The 16,863-nt window shown below is 52.4% G+C and carries 18 protein-coding genes; 6 read left to right on the top strand and 12 right to left on the bottom strand.

Going from position 1 to position 16,863, the window contains the following annotated elements; all coding sequences use genetic code 11:
• Positions 1–87: 87 nt before the first annotated feature.
• Both ABIE10_RS20335 and ABIE10_RS20340 read right to left on the bottom strand, forming a co-directional pair.
• Entirely contained in the window at positions 88–600 is a 513-nt protein-coding gene (locus ABIE10_RS20335) for a hypothetical protein (protein ID WP_103766746.1), read from the bottom strand.
• Positions 600–1,385: a winged helix-turn-helix domain-containing protein gene (locus ABIE10_RS20340; RefSeq protein ID WP_429156877.1), complete on the bottom strand. Its 786-nt coding sequence runs from the start codon at positions 1,383–1,385 to the stop codon at positions 600–602. The genes ABIE10_RS20335 and ABIE10_RS20340 overlap by 1 nt, the downstream gene beginning before the upstream one ends.
• A gap of 456 nt (positions 1,386–1,841) precedes the next feature.
• Here ABIE10_RS20340 and ABIE10_RS20345 point away from each other — a divergent pair, with 456 nt between their 5' ends.
• A complete protein-coding gene (locus tag ABIE10_RS20345; RefSeq protein ID WP_053389516.1) occupies positions 1,842–2,444 on the top strand; it encodes a helix-turn-helix domain-containing protein in 603 nt (200 codons plus the stop codon).
• Positions 2,445–2,672: 228 nt separating this feature from the next.
• Positions 2,673–3,470 (top strand): EAL domain-containing protein, encoded by a 798-nt coding sequence (locus tag ABIE10_RS20350; RefSeq protein ID WP_200079763.1) that lies wholly within the window; start codon positions 2,673–2,675, stop codon positions 3,468–3,470.
• Positions 3,471–3,578: 108 nt separating this feature from the next.
• Here ABIE10_RS20350 and sitD read toward each other — a convergent pair whose 3' ends face one another.
• Genes sitD through ABIE10_RS20370 form a run of 4 tightly spaced genes read right to left on the bottom strand, consistent with a single transcriptional unit; the run spans position 3,579 to position 7,016 of the window.
• Complete coding sequence (sitD, locus tag ABIE10_RS20355; protein WP_016154200.1) at positions 3,579–4,430, bottom strand: iron/manganese ABC transporter permease subunit SitD; 852 nt, start codon at positions 4,428–4,430, stop codon at positions 3,579–3,581.
• Positions 4,427–5,284: an iron/manganese ABC transporter permease subunit SitC gene (sitC, locus tag ABIE10_RS20360; protein ID WP_016154199.1), complete on the bottom strand. Its 858-nt coding sequence runs from the start codon at positions 5,282–5,284 to the stop codon at positions 4,427–4,429. The genes sitD and sitC overlap by 4 nt, the downstream gene beginning before the upstream one ends.
• 2 nt (positions 5,285–5,286) lie before the next feature.
• Positions 5,287–6,102 (bottom strand): iron/manganese ABC transporter ATP-binding protein SitB, encoded by an 816-nt coding sequence (sitB, locus tag ABIE10_RS20365; protein WP_019077551.1) that lies wholly within the window; start codon positions 6,100–6,102, stop codon positions 5,287–5,289.
• The gene (locus tag ABIE10_RS20370; protein ID WP_429156882.1) at positions 6,099–7,016 is read right to left on the bottom strand and encodes a metal ABC transporter substrate-binding protein; all 918 of its coding nucleotides are present in this window, start codon (positions 7,014–7,016) and stop codon (positions 6,099–6,101) included. Before ABIE10_RS20370 ends, sitB begins: the two co-directional genes overlap by 4 nt.
• 188 nt (positions 7,017–7,204) lie before the next feature.
• Here ABIE10_RS20370 and ABIE10_RS20375 point away from each other — a divergent pair, with 188 nt between their 5' ends.
• Positions 7,205–7,549, top strand: a complete 345-nt coding sequence (locus tag ABIE10_RS20375; RefSeq protein WP_003825888.1) for a nitrous oxide-stimulated promoter family protein — start codon at positions 7,205–7,207, stop codon at positions 7,547–7,549.
• Positions 7,550–7,655: 106 nt separating this feature from the next.
• Here ABIE10_RS20375 and flhA read toward each other — a convergent pair whose 3' ends face one another.
• The 6 genes from flhA to hypA form a co-directional block, all read right to left on the bottom strand.
• On the bottom strand, positions 7,656–9,734 hold the full coding sequence (gene flhA, locus ABIE10_RS20380; RefSeq protein WP_200047476.1) for a formate hydrogenlyase transcriptional activator FlhA: 2,079 nt from the start codon (positions 9,732–9,734) through the stop codon (positions 7,656–7,658).
• Between the two features lie 206 nt (positions 9,735–9,940).
• A complete protein-coding gene (hypE, locus tag ABIE10_RS20385) occupies positions 9,941–10,951 on the bottom strand; it encodes a hydrogenase maturation carbamoyl dehydratase HypE (protein ID WP_016157324.1) in 1,011 nt (336 codons plus the stop codon).
• Positions 10,948–12,069, bottom strand: a complete 1,122-nt coding sequence (hypD, locus tag ABIE10_RS20390) for a hydrogenase formation protein HypD (protein WP_019077547.1) — start codon at positions 12,067–12,069, stop codon at positions 10,948–10,950. Before hypD ends, hypE begins: the two co-directional genes overlap by 4 nt.
• On the bottom strand, positions 12,069–12,341 hold the full coding sequence (gene hypC / locus ABIE10_RS20395; protein WP_003037411.1) for a hydrogenase 3 maturation protein HypC: 273 nt from the start codon (positions 12,339–12,341) through the stop codon (positions 12,069–12,071). Before hypC ends, hypD begins: the two co-directional genes overlap by 1 nt.
• Positions 12,332–13,204, bottom strand: coding sequence for a hydrogenase nickel incorporation protein HypB (gene hypB / locus ABIE10_RS20400; RefSeq protein WP_141875573.1), 873 nt, complete (start codon positions 13,202–13,204; stop codon positions 12,332–12,334). Before hypB ends, hypC begins: the two co-directional genes overlap by 10 nt.
• Before the next feature lie 52 nt (positions 13,205–13,256).
• Positions 13,257–13,628, bottom strand: a complete 372-nt coding sequence (hypA, locus tag ABIE10_RS20405; RefSeq protein ID WP_016154191.1) for a hydrogenase maturation nickel metallochaperone HypA — start codon at positions 13,626–13,628, stop codon at positions 13,257–13,259.
• 198 nt (positions 13,629–13,826) lie between these two features.
• Here hypA and hycA point away from each other — a divergent pair, with 198 nt between their 5' ends.
• The 3 genes from hycA to hycC all read left to right on the top strand — a co-directional run bounded on the left by hycA (position 13,827) and on the right by hycC (position 16,861).
• Positions 13,827–14,285 (top strand): formate hydrogenlyase regulator HycA, encoded by a 459-nt coding sequence (gene hycA / locus ABIE10_RS20410; protein WP_016154190.1) that lies wholly within the window; start codon positions 13,827–13,829, stop codon positions 14,283–14,285.
• A gap of 141 nt (positions 14,286–14,426) precedes the next feature.
• Positions 14,427–15,038: a formate hydrogenlyase subunit HycB gene (gene hycB, locus ABIE10_RS20415; RefSeq protein ID WP_016154189.1), complete on the top strand. Its 612-nt coding sequence runs from the start codon at positions 14,427–14,429 to the stop codon at positions 15,036–15,038.
• Complete coding sequence (gene hycC, locus ABIE10_RS20420; RefSeq protein WP_046274831.1) at positions 15,035–16,861, top strand: formate hydrogenlyase subunit 3; 1,827 nt, start codon at positions 15,035–15,037, stop codon at positions 16,859–16,861. The genes hycB and hycC overlap by 4 nt, the downstream gene beginning before the upstream one ends.
• Positions 16,862–16,863 lie beyond the last annotated feature (2 nt).

Below are 16,863 nucleotides of genomic sequence, written 5' to 3' on the forward strand. Positions count from 1 at the left end.
AAGGCATCTTGGGCGTGTAGTTCGTGATGCCCGTATCAAGTGACTCTTTCAAATCGTTTTTGCTCTTTTTTAATCTTCGCTTATTGATTATTCATTTTCCGGCAACGCATAATTCTGGCAGTACAGATAGGGGATCCCCTCTTTGGTAATCAAATACGTCTCTCTATTCAGCGCAAAAAAATCGACATTGGATACGCTGGTGTTGGTCAGGAAGAAGTCGGGGAGGAGTTCCTGAATGAGACTGGCGGGTGCTGTTTCGCGATTGGATATTTGGATTTTCTGCGAAATCCAAACCGGGCTTGAGCCGTAGCTGGATTGTGTAAAAAGTACCATGCGTTGCACGGTCTGCTCATTATTTTCGGCATCTTTGATAATGCCATCAATATTCACAATACCTTTGTTGCCGCCGGTTTTGATATCAATGATCCCTCGGAATGAGCTTGTATTGCGTACAATCTCGATGGCAGACCGACAGGTCAGATTATGTAACTGACCATTGTTTTTACTGTACCGGTAGACGGCGGTAACAATTAGCGCAGCAAAACAAAGCAGCAGGATAATACCTGTCTGGATGCGGGGCGTTCGGGAATAAAAATTCATTAGCTATCATACCGTGGGTAATAAACCGACTGACAGGCGTTTTCCTGCCTGTTTTTCATCGGTGAGCGACATACAAGCACGGATAATTTCTTGGATTCAGGGTAGGTGGTGATATAGATAAATTTATGGCTCTGACACAGCCCAGGATTTTTGTTGATAAATGCCGTATGTCGGGAGAAATTACTGGCATCATTATTAAAATAATACTGACAGTCAGTGGGGGCGTTGTCTGCGGTGATATAGCCGGAGAAATAGTTATCACTGGTTTGCCACGGATACATTATAAGCACACAAATTATCAGGGTAATAGCAAGTATTACCATTTCAGCAGTGGTGATCAAAGGTTGGCGCGCTGTGTCATCTGACAGTTCTTCTATGGCGACATCCGGCACTAAGGGTTCTGCTGTAAAAGATACGCTCTCCTTCGGAGTTTCAATCACCTGAATATTGAACTCTTCCTGGATGATCAGCCCTTTGCGGGGGATCGTGGTGATAAGCGGTTGCTCCAGTTCCAGCTGCAGCAAACTTTTGCGCAAAGAGAGAATGCTTTGATAAAAGGCGTTGAAGCTCACCTGGCGGTGATTTTTACCCCAGCCGAATTCCAGTAGTTCGTTTTGGGAAACCACTTGCCCACGATGTTGAATAAGTAATAAAAGACATAATGACGCCGAGTGTTTGAGTTTTATCCGCTGATTGGGTTGATCTATCCGCGCCAGCGATTGTGTAGCTGGCGTAAATATTATTATTTTTTCAATCAGATAACTGACATTGCCAGTCTCAGACATGATGTTTCTACTCTTGCTGGTGCGCCAGGCGGTTGGCGAGTCATGATACCACTTAGCCCATAAAGACCACCAGTATGGACCCGACCCTACAGCGAGAACCGCGAAGTGTTTCAATTTCGTATCATAATATAACAACAATGATAACTTTTTAATGAAAATAAACTATATATAAATCAATGTATTGTGTCTTTTTGACTACATTGCAAAGAACAGAAAGATGAAATAACAACGACAAAGATGATTGCCATTAATTCTTTATGGACAGCGTCATATACTGCCTGGCACCACCACGCGAAAACAGCATGAGTCTGAACGCGTCAACGGCACCAGGGAATGCCGGTGGTAGATGTAGATGGGAATAAATGTCAGCTTGTTGGTGAGCTGACATTTATTTTTCGTGTTGAGTAAAATTCCACCCTCGTTTTGACAAAGCCATAATTTGCGGTAGAGAGTCCCATGTTTCAGAAAGATATTGAAAATGCTGTAGTGCTTGTTGGTGATGAAATGAAAAAGTCAGATAATGCCTGGCTGTCCTTACGCAAAAAACGCCAGCGTATTGATCTGAAGAGTGATGGAAATATCTTGTTTCTGGAGAAAGGGGCCGTCTCTGTTCATCGTGTGGAAAATGATTTGGTGATGGTAAGTATATCTGCACCGGCCATCCTCGGCTTGCCACAAATGCGTACGGAAGTTGCCGGACACTATTTACGTTGTGATACCGATTGTGAAATGTGGGCGATGAGTGCACCCAATGCCGAACTTTTGTTCACTGCGAAGAATCTTTGGAAACATGCATTTGATATTTTAACGCTACATCTGCAACGCTATTTTCAACGAGAAAAATTGCAATCGCATCGCACTATCCGTGAATTGATTATTGAACACCTGAAATATATTTGGTCGATGGAGCCTGAGATGCGTGAAAACACATCTGTGTATACATTCATTCTCGCTCGAAATCATATCTCACGCAGTGCTATCCACAAAGTATTGCAGGAGTTAGTGAATGACGGAAAAATAATTATGAAGCGAGGGAAACTCTCTTTTTTTGTATGTTAAAGTTAACATTAAAAGCATCTGACGTGTTTTTTTGCACTCAGCTGGAATGATAATGCAAAAACTGGGTTTGTGATTTTTGTTAATTATCAGTATGTTGGTTTTTGTCTTTTTCTTCACCGCTGATGCCAGCTACGCGGAATGTCCATTTTTATCTATAAATTAGTATTTATTTATTAATTTGATATGAATATGATGTTCCCTCCAATAATAACAAAAGTCATATCGCCAATGACCAACGGCAGGCCGGAAAACCTTGAGGCACAGCATAGCCGACTGTTTGGCAAACCTACTACCGATACAACGGATGTTCGCGCTGCACTGCAAAACGCGTTGGATCACAATACCTTTGTCCTGCTGGCCCAGCCTATCGTCAGTACTCGTGGTGATGAATCCTATCATGAGATATTGATCCGCATGCTCAATGAGCACGGGGAGTTTATTTCCCCTGACTATTTTCTGTCGGTTGCACGCGACACAGGGTTAGCACCCGATATCGATCTTTGGGTTATTGAGAACACCCTGAAGTACATGCGCTACCATCCGCTGAGTTGTTTTTCCATTAACCTGGCGCCAGTGACGCTATGTCGTTCAGGTATCGTTGCAAAGATAACTGCGTTGTTGCAGGAATATGTGGTGATACCGCAACGGATTATTTTTGAGATAACCGAGGCTGATACCCTGTCAGATAAAGAACACACGGCAGATACACTACGCTTACTACGTCAATTGGGATGTCGGATCGCGATTGATGACTTCGGTGCCGGGTTTGCAAGCTATGAACGCCTGATGAACATTGAAGCAGATATTTTGAAGATTGATGGGTCTTTCGTTCGTGGGATTATAAAATGTGAGGTTAGTCGCTATATCATCGAATCTTTCTGCCGGGTTGCGGCAATGAAAGGTATGCAGGTTGTCGCCGAGTTTGTTGAAAGTGCCGAAATCCAGATGCACCTGGAACACATGAATGTCGGGTGGTTACAGGGATACCACATTGGCAAGCCACAACCGTTGTTCACGTTAGAGTAATCTATAATCCGTTTATTTAAACGTATCATCACGATGCTGTAATCTGCCGATAATATAACCTCCTGGCGGAGGCTATATTAATATCAAGAACATTAGCTGACCCATAATTTACGGATCCTGCAGCTGAAGCTGATTCTCTAAACGCCGATCGCGCAGGGTTGCATAAATAAAGGTAATCACAAACAGCAGAGAAAATAGTACGACTATGGTGGGAGCCGGTGCGCTGTCGATGAAAAATGACAGGTACACGCCCATAAATGAGGTAATGACCGACATCGCCACCGCCAGCCATAAGGCGTGGGAAAATTTCCGCGTCATTAAAATCGCGATGGCGCCAGGTGCAATCAGTAATGAAATTGACAAAATAATCCCTACCGATTTTAGCGTGGCGACAATCGTCAGGGCGATCATGCACAACAGGCCGTAATGCAGCAGTGCGGTGTTAAGCCCACTGGCCTTTGCCTGATGTGGGTCGAACGCATGCAGTAGCAAATCTTTCCATTTAAGTCCGATGATAAGCGCGATCCCCAGAGTAATAACCGCGGTTTGCATGATATCGCTTAACGATACGCCCAGCATGTCGCCGAACAGAATATGATCGAGATGGACTTCTGACTGGATAGAGACGTACAGCACCAGACCCGCACCAAACATCCCGGAGAAAACAATACCCATGATGGTGTCGCGCTTGATGCGGCTGTTATCGTCGAGGTATCCGGTCGCCACCGCGCAGAACAGACCGGCGATAAACGCGCCAATTGCCAGCGGGATGCCCGCAATCCACGCCAGTACAATCCCTGGGAAAACCGCATGACTCATGGCATCGCCCATCAACGCCCAGCCTTTGAGTACTAAAAATACCGACAGCAGCGCGCAAGGCACAGCGACGATGGTAGAGATGACCAGCGCATTAACCATAAAGCTAAACTGAAAAGGTTCCAGCAGCGTTGTTAAGATCATACTTGCTCCTTGTTCACCAGACGGGCGCGGCGGCGATTCGCCAGCAGACCGTGTTTTGGTGCGAAGACAAATGCCAGCAGGAACAGCAGCGTTTGCAGAACGACGATAATTCCGCCGGTTGCCCCGTCCAGCCAGTAGCTTAGCCAGGCGCCGAAAAAGCTGGTCAGGCTGCCGAGTGCCACGGCGATGGTGAGCAGGCGAGGAAAACGATCGGTCAGCAGCCAGGCCGTCGCACCGGGCGTAACCACCAGGCAAATCACCAGAAAGGCGCCGACGGTTTGCAGTGCGGCGATCGTGGAAACGGAGAGCAACGTAAAAAACAACAGTTTCAGCCGACCCGGATTCAGACCGATAGACCGCGCGTGGTTTTCATCAAAAAAGACCACCATCAGATCTTTCCACTTCAAAAACAGAATGGTCAGCGAAACCACGCCGATGATCGCCAGTTGCAGAATATCTTCCGGCGCAATCGCCAGGATGTTACCCAGAATAATGGTCTGGATGTTCACCGACATCGGATTAAGCGACACCATAAACAGCCCGATACCGAAAAAGGACGAAAAAATCAGCCCGATAATGGCATCTTCCTTCAGGCGTGAACGCTGATTGAGAAACAGCATGCTGCCCGCCGCCAGTCCACCGGAAAGAAATGCGCCCAGCGCAAAGGGAAGCCCTAACATATAGGCTCCGGCCACGCCTGGAACGATCGAGTGCGACAGCGCATCGCCAATCAGCGACCACCCTTTGAGCATCAGATAGCAGGAGAGAAATGCGCACAGGCCGCCGACCATCGCCGAAACCCACATGGCGTTGAGCATGTACTGGTAGCCAAACGGCTCCGTTAGCCAGTTCATGATTACTCCCCCTCGCTTGCCGCGCGTCGCGAAATAAACGGACGTTCATCATCGGTAATCACGTGTTGTTCACCGCCGCTTAGCGCGACGTGACGCAGAACGCCGCTGAATGCCAGTTCGAGATTCTCGTGGGTAAAGGTGGTTTCGGTTGGCCCACTTGCCAGCACCGTGCCCTTAATCATCACCGTGTAATCGCAAAATTCGGTGACGGATCCCAGATTATGGGTAGAGACCAGCATGGTCCGGCCTTCATCACGCAGTTCACGCAGCAGATCGATGATCCGGGCCTCGGTTTTCACATCCACGCCGGTGAAGGGTTCATCCAGTAAAATAACCTGCCCGTCCTGTGCGATGGCTCTTGCCAGAAAAACGCGTTTTTTCTGCCCGCCGGACAGTTCACCTATCTGGCGATGGCGATAGTCCAGCATATCTACCCGCGCCAGCGCCGCATCCACGCAGTCGTGGTCGATTTGTTTTGGTCGACGCAGCCACCCCATATGGCCAAAGCGGCCCATCATCACTACATCTTCCACCAGTACCGGAAACGACCAGTCCACCTCTTCTGACTGGGGGACATAGGCGATCAGATTTTGTTTGAGCGCCTTATTAACCGGTTGTTGCAGAATAGATATTTCCCCTTTCGCCAACCGGACAAAACCCATCAGCGCTTTAAAAAGCGTTGATTTTCCCGAACCGTTTACGCCGACCAGAGCGGCAATTGAGCCGCCCGGAACCTGAAAAGTGGCATCCCGCAGCGCGGTGTGGCCGTTGCGATACGTCACCGTAACCTGATTCACGGTAATCGCAGATTGACTCATTTTTGGCTCCTTAACCCGTCGTTGATGCCGCTGAGGATGGTTTCTGTCGTCACGCGTAGTAAATCCAGATAGGTCGGTACCGGACCATCGGCAGCGCTGAGCGAATCGACATACAGCACGCCGCCGTAATACGCGCCAGACTCGCGGGCGACCTGACGCGCAGGTTTGTCGGACACGGTGCTTTCGCTAAATACGGTAGGGATTTGATGTTTTCTGATCGCATCGATCACTTTGCGTACCTGCTTGGGCGTGCCTTGCTGATCGGCATTGATCGGCCACAGATACAGCTCTTTCAGGCCGTTATCACGCGCGAGGTAAGAGAATGCGCCTTCGCTGGTGAGCAGCCAGCGTTTATCAGCAGGGAGCTTCGCCAGTTCTGCATGCAGTGGCGCCAGAGTCTGCTGGATTTTCGCTTTATAATTCTCCGCATTTTTCTGGTAGGTTGCGGCATGGTCGGGATCGTATTTCATCAGCGCATCGCGAATGTTATCCACGTAGATAAGCGCGTTCTCCGCTGACATCCAGGCATGCGGATTCGGTTTGCCGTTGTACGGCCCTTCGCTGATACCCATTGGCTGCACGCCATTTGAGACCATGACCTCCGGTACGCCGGACAAATTTTGGTAGAAGCGGGCAAACCATAGTTCGAGATTAAGGCCGTTGGAGAGAATAAGCTGTGCGCCTTGCGCCCGTTTAATATCCCCCGGTGTGGGTTGATATTCGTGAATTTCTGCCCCGGGTTTGGTGATGGAACTGACGTCCGCCGCGTCACCTGCCACGTTGCTTGCCATATCGGCAATCACCGTAAAGGTGGTTATCACTTTGAACTTTTCTTTCGCCCAGGCAGGTGACAGCGTAAGCGCCGTTAACACGCTGGCAAGGAGAAATGACTTCAGATGGGGCAGATGCGGCATAGTATCCCTCACAACAAAGTGGTTAATTTATCATCGAATATAGCCTTTGCTATGTTATATAGCACATGGCATAAACAAATGAAAATAATTCTTATTTGCGTAGGGTGCTAAGGAATGTATCACCGCCAGGTAATAGTCCTGCGCTTAGTTAAGGTGTATTATTTATGCAACTTAATTGTGGAGGCATCATGTCCGGCAAACGTATTGCACGTGAGAAAATGACGATCCAGAGAATGATCTCGCTGTATGAGAGCCAGTGTCCGCAGGCTTCAGATGAACCGGGGCATTACGATGCGTTGTTTGCCTATGCGCAAAAGCGCCTGGATAAATGCGTATTTGGTGAGGAAAAACCGGCCTGCAAACAGTGTCCGGTGCACTGTTACCAGCCCGCTAAACGCGAAGAGATGAAGCAAATTATGCGTTGGGCTGGACCCAGAATGCTCTGGCGTCATCCGATTCTGACCGTGCGTCATCTGATTGATGACAAACGTCCGGTGCCGGAGTTACCCGAGAAATACCAGCGGAAGAAGTGATTTAGCAATTCTATGCCGGATGGCGGCTGCGCCTTATCCGGCCGACAAAGACAAACGCACCAGTGGCGTAGGCCCGATAAGCGTAACGCTATCGGGCAATAATCCGTTAAACCAGTGCGTCCTTATCAATGCCCAGGCGCTTCATGCGCGAGAGTAACGTTGTGCGTTTCAACCCCAGTCTTTGTGCCGCGCCTTTAGGACCGGCGACAACGCCATTGGTTTCTTTCAGAACGCGCATTATCAGTTGGTATTCATCTTCGCCATCCTGTGCGACTTCGGTCGCCACCGGCGGCGTAGACGGCGCCAAAGCGACTACATCCGGCAGGGACAGTTGCAGCACGTTGCCCCGGGTGAGCAGAACCGCGCGTTCTACGACGTTTTCCAGCTCGCGCACGTTACCCGGCCATTCCATGCTGCTCAGCGTACGCAGGGCTTCGGCGGGAATGCTGTCGATATTGCGCCCCATCCGGCGGGCAATTTTGAAGGTGAAGGCTTTCACCAGCAGCGGAATATCTTCCGGGCGCTCGCGCAGCGGCGGCAGATGGATCGGGAAGACGTTCAGTCGATAGTAGAGATCGTTACGAAACTCGCGATCGGCGACCATCTTTTTCAGATCGCGGTTAGTGGCAGCGATCAAGCGAACGTCGGTCTGGATCAGTTTATTGCTGCCCAGACGTTCAAACTCCTGCTCCTGCAGAACGCGCAGCAGCTTGGGCTGAAGCTCCAGCGGCATGTCGCCAACTTCATCGAGAAATAACGAACTTTTGTCCGCCAGTTCAAAGCGTCCAATCCGCTGCGTGCTGGCCCCGGTAAATGCGCCACGTTCATGGCCAAACAGATCGCTTTCCAGCAATCCGGCAGGCATTGCCGCACAGTTCATTTTCACCATCCGACGGGCGTTACGTCCGCTCAGGTTGTGAATTGCTCGTGCAATCAGCTCTTTACCCGTCCCGGTTTCACCAAGAATCAGGACAGTGCTGTCGCTTTGCGCCACCATTTCGACCTGTTTGAGTACGCTGTACATCGCTTCGCTGCGGCCAATGATTTCTCCGAACTCACTTTCTACGTTGTTGAGTTGTTCAGTCAGCGCCAGGTTTTCATCGACCAGCCGCTCCTTCAGGCGGTGGATCTCCTGGTAGGCGAGGGCGTTATCCACGGCGATCGCCACGCGTTCTGCGATTTGGCGCAGCAGTTTGAGATTGGCGGTGGTGAATACTTTCTCTTCGCATTGCGCCAGCTTAAGTACGCCGAGCATATTATTGCCGGACATCAGCGGCAGCAGGCACAGAGTCTGTAGCTGGTTGCCCCAGGTTTCGAACAACATTCTCTCGTAAGGGGCCAGGGTATCGCGTTCGCTCAGGTTAATCAGCAGCATCTCTTTACTTTTGAAGACCCGTTCAGAGAGCGTGCCGGCTTCGTCCACTTCACTTTGTTCGTGTGCCGGATGATGTTCATCCAGATAGTGAGTGGAATAAATGCTGAGCTTGTTTTTGCGATCGCTGCGTAACACGATGCTGATGGCATCAATGTCGAAGTAGTGATGGATCTCTTTGGCGACTTCGCTGACCAGCTCATCAATATCCAGGCGGGAGAGCACAGCATTGGTGATGGCGACCAGGATGCGAAAGTTATCACGCTCACGGCACAGGAGATCGTAATCGACATTGTTGCTGACCCGGCTTTGAATTTGTTCAGCAACGACGCCGACTATTTGGGTGAAGGTCTGCAGCCGGTTGTACTCTTTTTCACTCCACGGTTGGTCTTCGTTACGGATAAATTCGCAACCGCCAAAGATTCGCCCATCTGCTGCCAGCGGTAGCAGGCAGTAGTGACCAAATTTAGAATACAGCCCGCCAGAGGCCAGCTGTGGCCAGGTTTCGTTAAACTCGTGATAGTTGCAGTGCAGCGCATCGGGGCGAGACAAAATACGGCGTACCGGGCCATGCGCCAGCACCGTTTCGTCTTCATAATCGATGGGGTTACCATTTTCACGCGTCGCAAAATAACGCGCACGCTGCGTTTGTGCCTGCCATAAGACAATAGCCGCGCAGTCGGCCAGCGCTGAACGCTTGACCAGTTGCGAAAGCGCCTCGCTGAGAGACGGCAGGTCGGGCTGCTGTAATAATGTACGAGTAATATCGAACAGGCCTTGCTGTCCGAGGTCACTCATCGGTGTATACGACATATTGCTTTTCCAGGAAAAGCACCGCAGAACGGTGCGAAAACGGTAAATGAATTATAGGTATAAGTCGTAAATTATTGCCGGACTGGTCCCGCTACTCGAACCGTAGACCCGATCGGCAAAACGCCATCAGGTGATATTGCAGCGTTAAGGCCGGATGTCGACGCAAATGCGTCTTACCCGGCCTACAGCTTGCTGCCAACCGGCTGTTAGCATATACGAGGTAATGGTTCGGCGTGTGGTAAATCGAGAGTGCGTTTCACGCCGTAGAGTCCGGCAAGACGCACACCTTTGCGTTCTACCACTTCACCAATCATTGCGGCATCGCGTCCTAACGGATGTGCGCGCAGCGCGGCAAGCACCGTTTCAGCAGCCTGACGCTCAACGGCAATCACCAGCTTGCCTTCGTTAGCAAAGTTAAGCGCATCCAGACCCAGCAGTTCGCAAACGCCACGCACCGCGGGCTTCACGGGCAGGGCCGCTTCAGACAGCTCAATACCAAACCCGCATGAGGCGGCAAATTCATGCGTTACCGCATTTACGCCGCCACGGGTCGCGTCACGCAGCGCCTTCACGCCGGGAATATCACGCAGCGTCTGGATAAGCGGTGTCAATACCGCGCAGTCGCTGACCAGTTCGCCATCAAGACCCAGCTGTTCGCGCAGGTTAAGGATAGTTGCGCCGTGATCGCCAAGCGTACCGCTGACCAGCAGCACATCGCCTGGGCCGAGGGTCTGTGCGCCCCAGTGAATGTTGGCGGGGATCGCCCCCATTCCGGCCGTGTTGATGAACAGCTTGTCTGCAGCGCCGCGCTGCACGACTTTGGTATCGCCGGTCACGATGGCGATGCCCGCTTCACGCGCGGTCGCCGCCATACTGTTGACGACGGTTTTCAACGTCTCCATCGGCAAACCCTCTTCGAGGATAAAACCGCAGGAGAGGTAGCGAGGGATCGCGCCGCTGACCGCCACGTCGTTAGCCGTACCGCAGATGGCCAGCTTGCCGATATTGCCACCCGGGAAGAACAACGGATCGATAACATAGCTGTCGGTTGAAAACGCCAGACGATCGCCTTCTGCAACCAGTTGCGCCAGGTCCAGACGGGCCTGATCTTCTTGTTCCGCCAGCCACGGATTAGCAAAAGCCTCCATAAACAGACTGTTGATCAACTGCTGCATAGCCTGACCGCCGCTACCGTGGGCGAGTTGTACGCTGTTCATGCTTCACACTCCTGCTGACGATACTGATACCAGGCGGCACATGCGCCTTCTGAGGAGACCATCAGGGCGCCAAATGCGGTCTCCGGGTTACAGGTTTTGCCAAATAGCGGGCACTGATGCGGTTTGCATCTGCCGGTCAATACCTCGCCGCAACGCGCGCGCGGATCGTCATACACCTGCTGCGGCGCTGGCTGGAAATGCGCTTCGGCATCAAAGCGCTGATAGTCTGGCGTCAGGTGAACGCCAGAGGATTCAATGACGCCCAGACCGCGCCATTCGCTATCGCCATTGACGCAGAACACTTCGGCGATGGCCTGCTGCGCTAACAGGTTACCGGCGTCCGGCACCACGCGGCGATACTGGTTTTCAACCTGGCTATGCGCGGCAATCTTCTGTTCAATCAACATCACCACGCCCTGCAGCAGATCGAGCGGTTCGAAACCGGCGACCACCAACGGACGATGGAAGTCTGAAGCAATGAAATTATAGGCATCGGTGCCAATCACCATGCTGACATGGCCCGGCGCTAAGAAGGCGTCGATGCCGTTGTCCGGCTGTTCCAGCAGGCTGCGCAGCGTAGGGATAAGCGTGATGTGCTGGCAGAAAAAGTAAAAGTTCTGCACGTCACGCTGTTTTGCCTGCTGAAGGGTGATGGCGGTGGTTGGCATTGTGGTTTCAAAACCCAGGCCAAAGAACACAACCTTACGCGTTGGGTTTTCCTGCGCCAGCTTCAGCGCATCCATCGGTGAATAGACGATGCGGATATCCGCGCCGCGCGCTTTGGCTTGTAGCAAAGAACCTTGTTTACCCGGAACGCGCATCGCATCGCCAAAGGTGCAAAAAATCACTTCCGGATGGCTGGCGATTTCCACACAGCTGTCGATTCTGCCCATCGGCAGAACGCAAACCGGGCAGCCCGGACCATGAATAAACTCGACGTTGTCAGGCAACAATTGGTCGAGACCGAACTTGAAGATAGCGTGGGTATGACCACCACACACTTCCATGATGCGCAGCGGACGTTCAGCAGTGTAGGGGAGGTGTGCGGCACGTTCACACAGGTGCTCTATCAACTGCATCACCTGTTCTGGTGCGCGGTATTCGTCAACAAAACGCATTATTTTTCCTCGCCATACAACAACGCGCCGACATCCGGCTCAACGTCAAACATGTTTTGTAGCGCGTCGAGCGTGTCGCGCGCTTCAGCTTCATTAATGATGCTCATGGCAAAGCCGACGTGGACCAGTACCCACTGACCCAGACGGGGTTGGCCGTGTTCATCGCAGCTTCCGACCAGCGTCAGGTCGACGTCGCGCTGAATACCGCAAACATCGACTTTGGCCTGGTTGCCATCAATGGTGCGGATTTGACCCGGAACACCTATGCACATCGCTGCGTCTCCAGCCAGGAGAGCCATTGGTCCATGCCTTCGCCACTGGTGGCGGAAATCAGGATGATCTCAATTTCCGGGTTCACTTCCCGGGCGCTGGCGATGCACTTTTCTACGTCAAAATTGAGGTACGGCAGTAGGTCTACTTTGTTGAGTAGCATCAGCGACGCGGCGGCAAACATATGCGGGTATTTCAGCGGCTTGTCTTCGCCTTCGGTGACGGAAAGCACCGCCACTTTATGGCGTTCGCCGAGGTCGAAGCTGGCCGGGCAAACCAGGTTCCCGACGTTTTCAATGAACAGGATGCCGTTGTCTTCAAGCGGCAAACGTGGCGCGGCGTCAGCAATCATTTGTGCGTCAAGGTGGCAACCTTTACCGGTGTTGACCTGGATGGCGGGCGTACCTGTGGCGCGAATACGGGCGGCATCGTTAACCGTCTGCTGGTCGCCTTCAATGACGGCGCAAGGCACGCTGTCTTTAAGCTTCATCAGCGTTTCGGTCAGCAGCGTGGTTTTACCGGAGCCTGGGCTTGAGACAAGGTTTAATACCAGATGTTGACGGGCAGCAAAGCGGGCGCGGTTGCGCTCGGCCAGACGGTTGTTTTTATCCAGCACGTCAATTTCCACTTCCAGCATCCGGCGCTGACTCATGCCTGGCGCGTGGGTGCCTGCTTCACCGTGACCGTAATGCAAATCGCCTTCTTCATTCTGGCTCGGTGTGAAACTGGAGGTCTTCACCCCGGTAATATTCAGCGCCGGACGAGCCGCTGGGGCAAATGGCGCGCTGCGAAACGCCGAGTGGGGATTATGCTCATCACCCTCTATATAAAGGTTGCCTTCAGCGCAACCACATGTCGTACACATCGCTCACTCCTGATTTATTACTTGCGATACTTCAGTTGCCGGATGATGACGCTTAGGCGTCGGCATCCGGCGCTGGAGTTTCATCTATTTCAATACGTCGAATCTGTAAGCCGTCATCGGCCACAATTCTCAGCATATCGCTGTTGCATTGCGGACATCTGCGCACGCGTTGCGTCAGTAAGGTGACGTATTGCTGACAAGATTCGCACCAACATTCGGCTTCTTGTTCTTCGAGGTGGAGTTTACAACCTTCTGCAAGGGTCCCGCGGCATACCAGATCAAAACAAAAGGCGAGAGCGCTGGTTTCTACGCAAGAAAATGCGCCAATTTTGAGCCAGACCCCAGTTACTCGTTGAGCACCGTATTGCGTGGCCTGTTGTTCAATCAATTCCAGTGCCCGTTGGCAGAGGGTTATTTCGTGCATACCGCCTCCTATGAAGTTGCCGTATTAAAAGCAATAAACATGCCAGCTTGAATTTTTTCTATCGTGACAATGACGACGATGACGAAATGACATGTCGTCACCGCTCTTTGATTTTTTATCTATATGAAAATTAAGATTTTTAATTTTGGCATGAAATGTGCTTAAAGCTGTTCATCTCTGCTAAACGGGTAACCTGACATGACTATTTGGGAAATAAGCGAAAAAGCCGATTACATCGCTGAACGGCATCGTCGCCTACAGGACCAGTGGCGTATTTACTGCAACTCGCTGGTTCAGGGGATCACCCTGTCAAAAGCGCGTTTGCATCATGCAATGAGCTGCGCACCGGACAAGGATCTCTGCTTCGTCCTTTTTGAACACTTCACTATCTACGTCACGCTGGCGGACGGCTTTAACAGCCACACCATCGAGTACTACGTTGAAACGAAAGACGGTGATGATAAGCAACTGATTGCACAGGCTGAGTTGACCATCGACGGTAAGGTTGATGAGCGTATCAGCAACCGCGATCGCGAGCAGGTGCTGGAGCACTATCTCGAAAAAATCGCCACCGTCTACGACAGCCTCTATACCGCGGTTGAGAACAATATGCCGGTGAATTTAAGCCAGCTGATTGAGGGACATAGCCCGGCTTAAGCCTTGGGTGTGCCCACTTTTGTCATGATGCGCTTTCATACTGCGTCACGACGTTTAGGGAATGGGCATGTCGAAAAATGTCGAAATGACATTTTCCAGACATGTTTTCGTCAAAAATGACTATCACCTGAGGAATGCCTGGTGAATCGTTTTGTAATTGCTGACTCCACTCTTTGCATCGGCTGCCACACCTGTGAAGCCGCCTGCTCAGAGACACATCGCCAGCATGGCCTGCAGTCAATGCCGCGCCTGAAAGTGATGTTAAATGAAAAAGAATCCGCCCCGCAGCTTTGCCACCATTGCGAAGATGCGCCTTGCGCCACCGTTTGTCCGGTTAATGCGATTAATCGCGTTGATGGTGCCGTGCAGCTGAATGAAAGCCTGTGTGTAAGCTGCAAACTGTGCGGGATCGCCTGTCCGTTTGGCGCGATTGAGTTTTCCGGTAGCCGTCCGCTGCATATCCCGGCAAACGCCAATACGCCAAAAGCGCCTCCGGCTCCGCCAGCGCCTGCCCGCGTGAGCACGTTGCTGGACTGGGTTCCGGGTATTCGTGCCATCGCGGTGAAATGCGATCTGTGCAGTTTTGACGAGCTTGGTCCGGCCTGCGTGCGCATGTGCCCGACCAAAGCCCTGCACCTGGTGAGTAACGTGGATATTGCCCGCGCCAGCAAACGTAAGCGTGAGCTGACTTTCAATACCGACTTCGGCGATCTCACCTTGTTTCAGCAGGCTCAGAGTGGGGATGCAAAATGAGCGCAATTTCACTGATTAACAGCGGCGTAGCCTGGTTTACGGCGGCTGCGGTTCTGGCATTTCTGTTTTCATTTCATAAACCGCTGAGCGGCTGGATTGCCGGGGTTGGCGGTGCGGTTGGCAGCCTGTGTACGGCGGCTGCGGGTTTCACCGTACTGACTAATGCGCTGGCGGTGAGCGGTGTGATGCCATTTATTGGTCACAGTGTGCAAATTACCCCGTTGAACGCTATCTGGCTGATTACGCTGGGCCTGTGCGGCCTGTTTGTCAGCCTGTACAACATTGACTGGCATCGTCATCCGCAGGTAAAAGCCAACGGGCTGCTGGTGAATCTGCTGATGGCCGCGGCGGTATGTGCGGTGGTTGCCAGCAACCTCGGAACGCTGGTGGTGATGGCGGAAATCATGGCGCTGTGTGCCGTGTTCCTCACCGGCTGCAGCAAAGAGGGCAAACTGTGGTTTGCGCTGGGCCGCGTCGGCACGCTACTGCTGGCTATTGCCTGCTACCTGGTGTGGCAACGCTACGGCACCCTGGAGCTGCGCCTGCTTGACCTGCGCGCACAGGAGCTGCCGCTCGGGTCTGATATCTGGCTGCTGGGCGTGGCGGGTTTTGGCCTGCTGGCCGGGATTATTCCGCTGCACGGATGGGTACCACAGGCACACGCCAACGCCAGCGCACCGGCTGCGGCGCTGTTCTCTACCGTCGTCATGAAGGTGGGTCTGCTGGGTATTCTCTCCCTGTCGCTGCTGGGCGGTAACGCGCCGCTGTGGTGGGGCATTACGCTGCTGGTGCTGGGAATGATCACCGCGTTTGTCGGCGGTCTGTATGCGCTGATGGAACACAACATTCAGCGTCTGCTGGCATACCACACGCTGGAAAACATCGGCATTATTCTGCTGGGTCTGGGCGCTGGCGTAACCGGAATTTCCCTGAATCAACCTGCGCTGATTGCGCTGGGTTTGACCGGTGGTCTGTACCACCTGGTAAACCACAGCCTGTTCAAAAGCGTTCTGTTCCTGGGCGCAGGCAGCATCTGGTTCCGTACCGGTCATCGTGATATCGAAAAACTGGGCGGTATCGGTAAACGTATGCCGGTTATCTCTCTGGCGATGCTGGTTGGCCTGATGGCGATGGCCGCACTGCCGCCGCTGAACGGTTTTGCCGGTGAGTGGGTTATCTACCAGTCCTTCTTTAAGCTTGGCAACAGCGGTGCTTTTGTCGGTCGTCTGTTAGGACCGTTGCTGGCGGTAGGACTGGCGATTACCGGCGCGCTGGCGGTGATGTGTATGGCGAAAGTCTATGGCGTTACGTTCCTTGGCGCACCGCGCACGAAGGAAGCTGAAAATGCCTGCTGCGCGCCAATCCTGATGGGCGTTAGCGTAGTCGCGTTGGCTATCTGCTGCGTGATTGGGGGCGTTGCTGCGCCGTGGCTGCTGCCGATGATCTCCGCTGCCGTTCCGCTGCCGCTGGAAACCGCGAACACCACCGTTTCTCAGCCAATGATCACGCTGCTGCTGATCGCATGTCCGCTGCTGCCGTTCATCATCATGGCGATTTTCAAAGGCAACCGTCTGCCGTCGCGTTCACGCGGTGCGGCATGGGTGTGTGGTTACGATCATGAGCAGTCAATGGTCATTACCGCACACGGTTTTGCCATGCCGGTGAAAGAAGCTTTTGCGCCGGTACTCAAACTGCGCAAATGGCTGAATCCGGTATCACTGGTTCCGGGCTGGCAGAATGCGGCTGCACCGGTGCTGTTCCGTCGCCTGGCGCTGATTGAGCTGGCGGTACTGGTGGTGATTGTGGTTTCACGAGGAGCCTGAGA

It is taken from the genome of Citrobacter sp. 506 (assembly GCF_050434985.1).
In the GTDB taxonomy this organism is placed as follows: domain Bacteria; phylum Pseudomonadota; class Gammaproteobacteria; order Enterobacterales; family Enterobacteriaceae; genus Citrobacter; species Citrobacter braakii.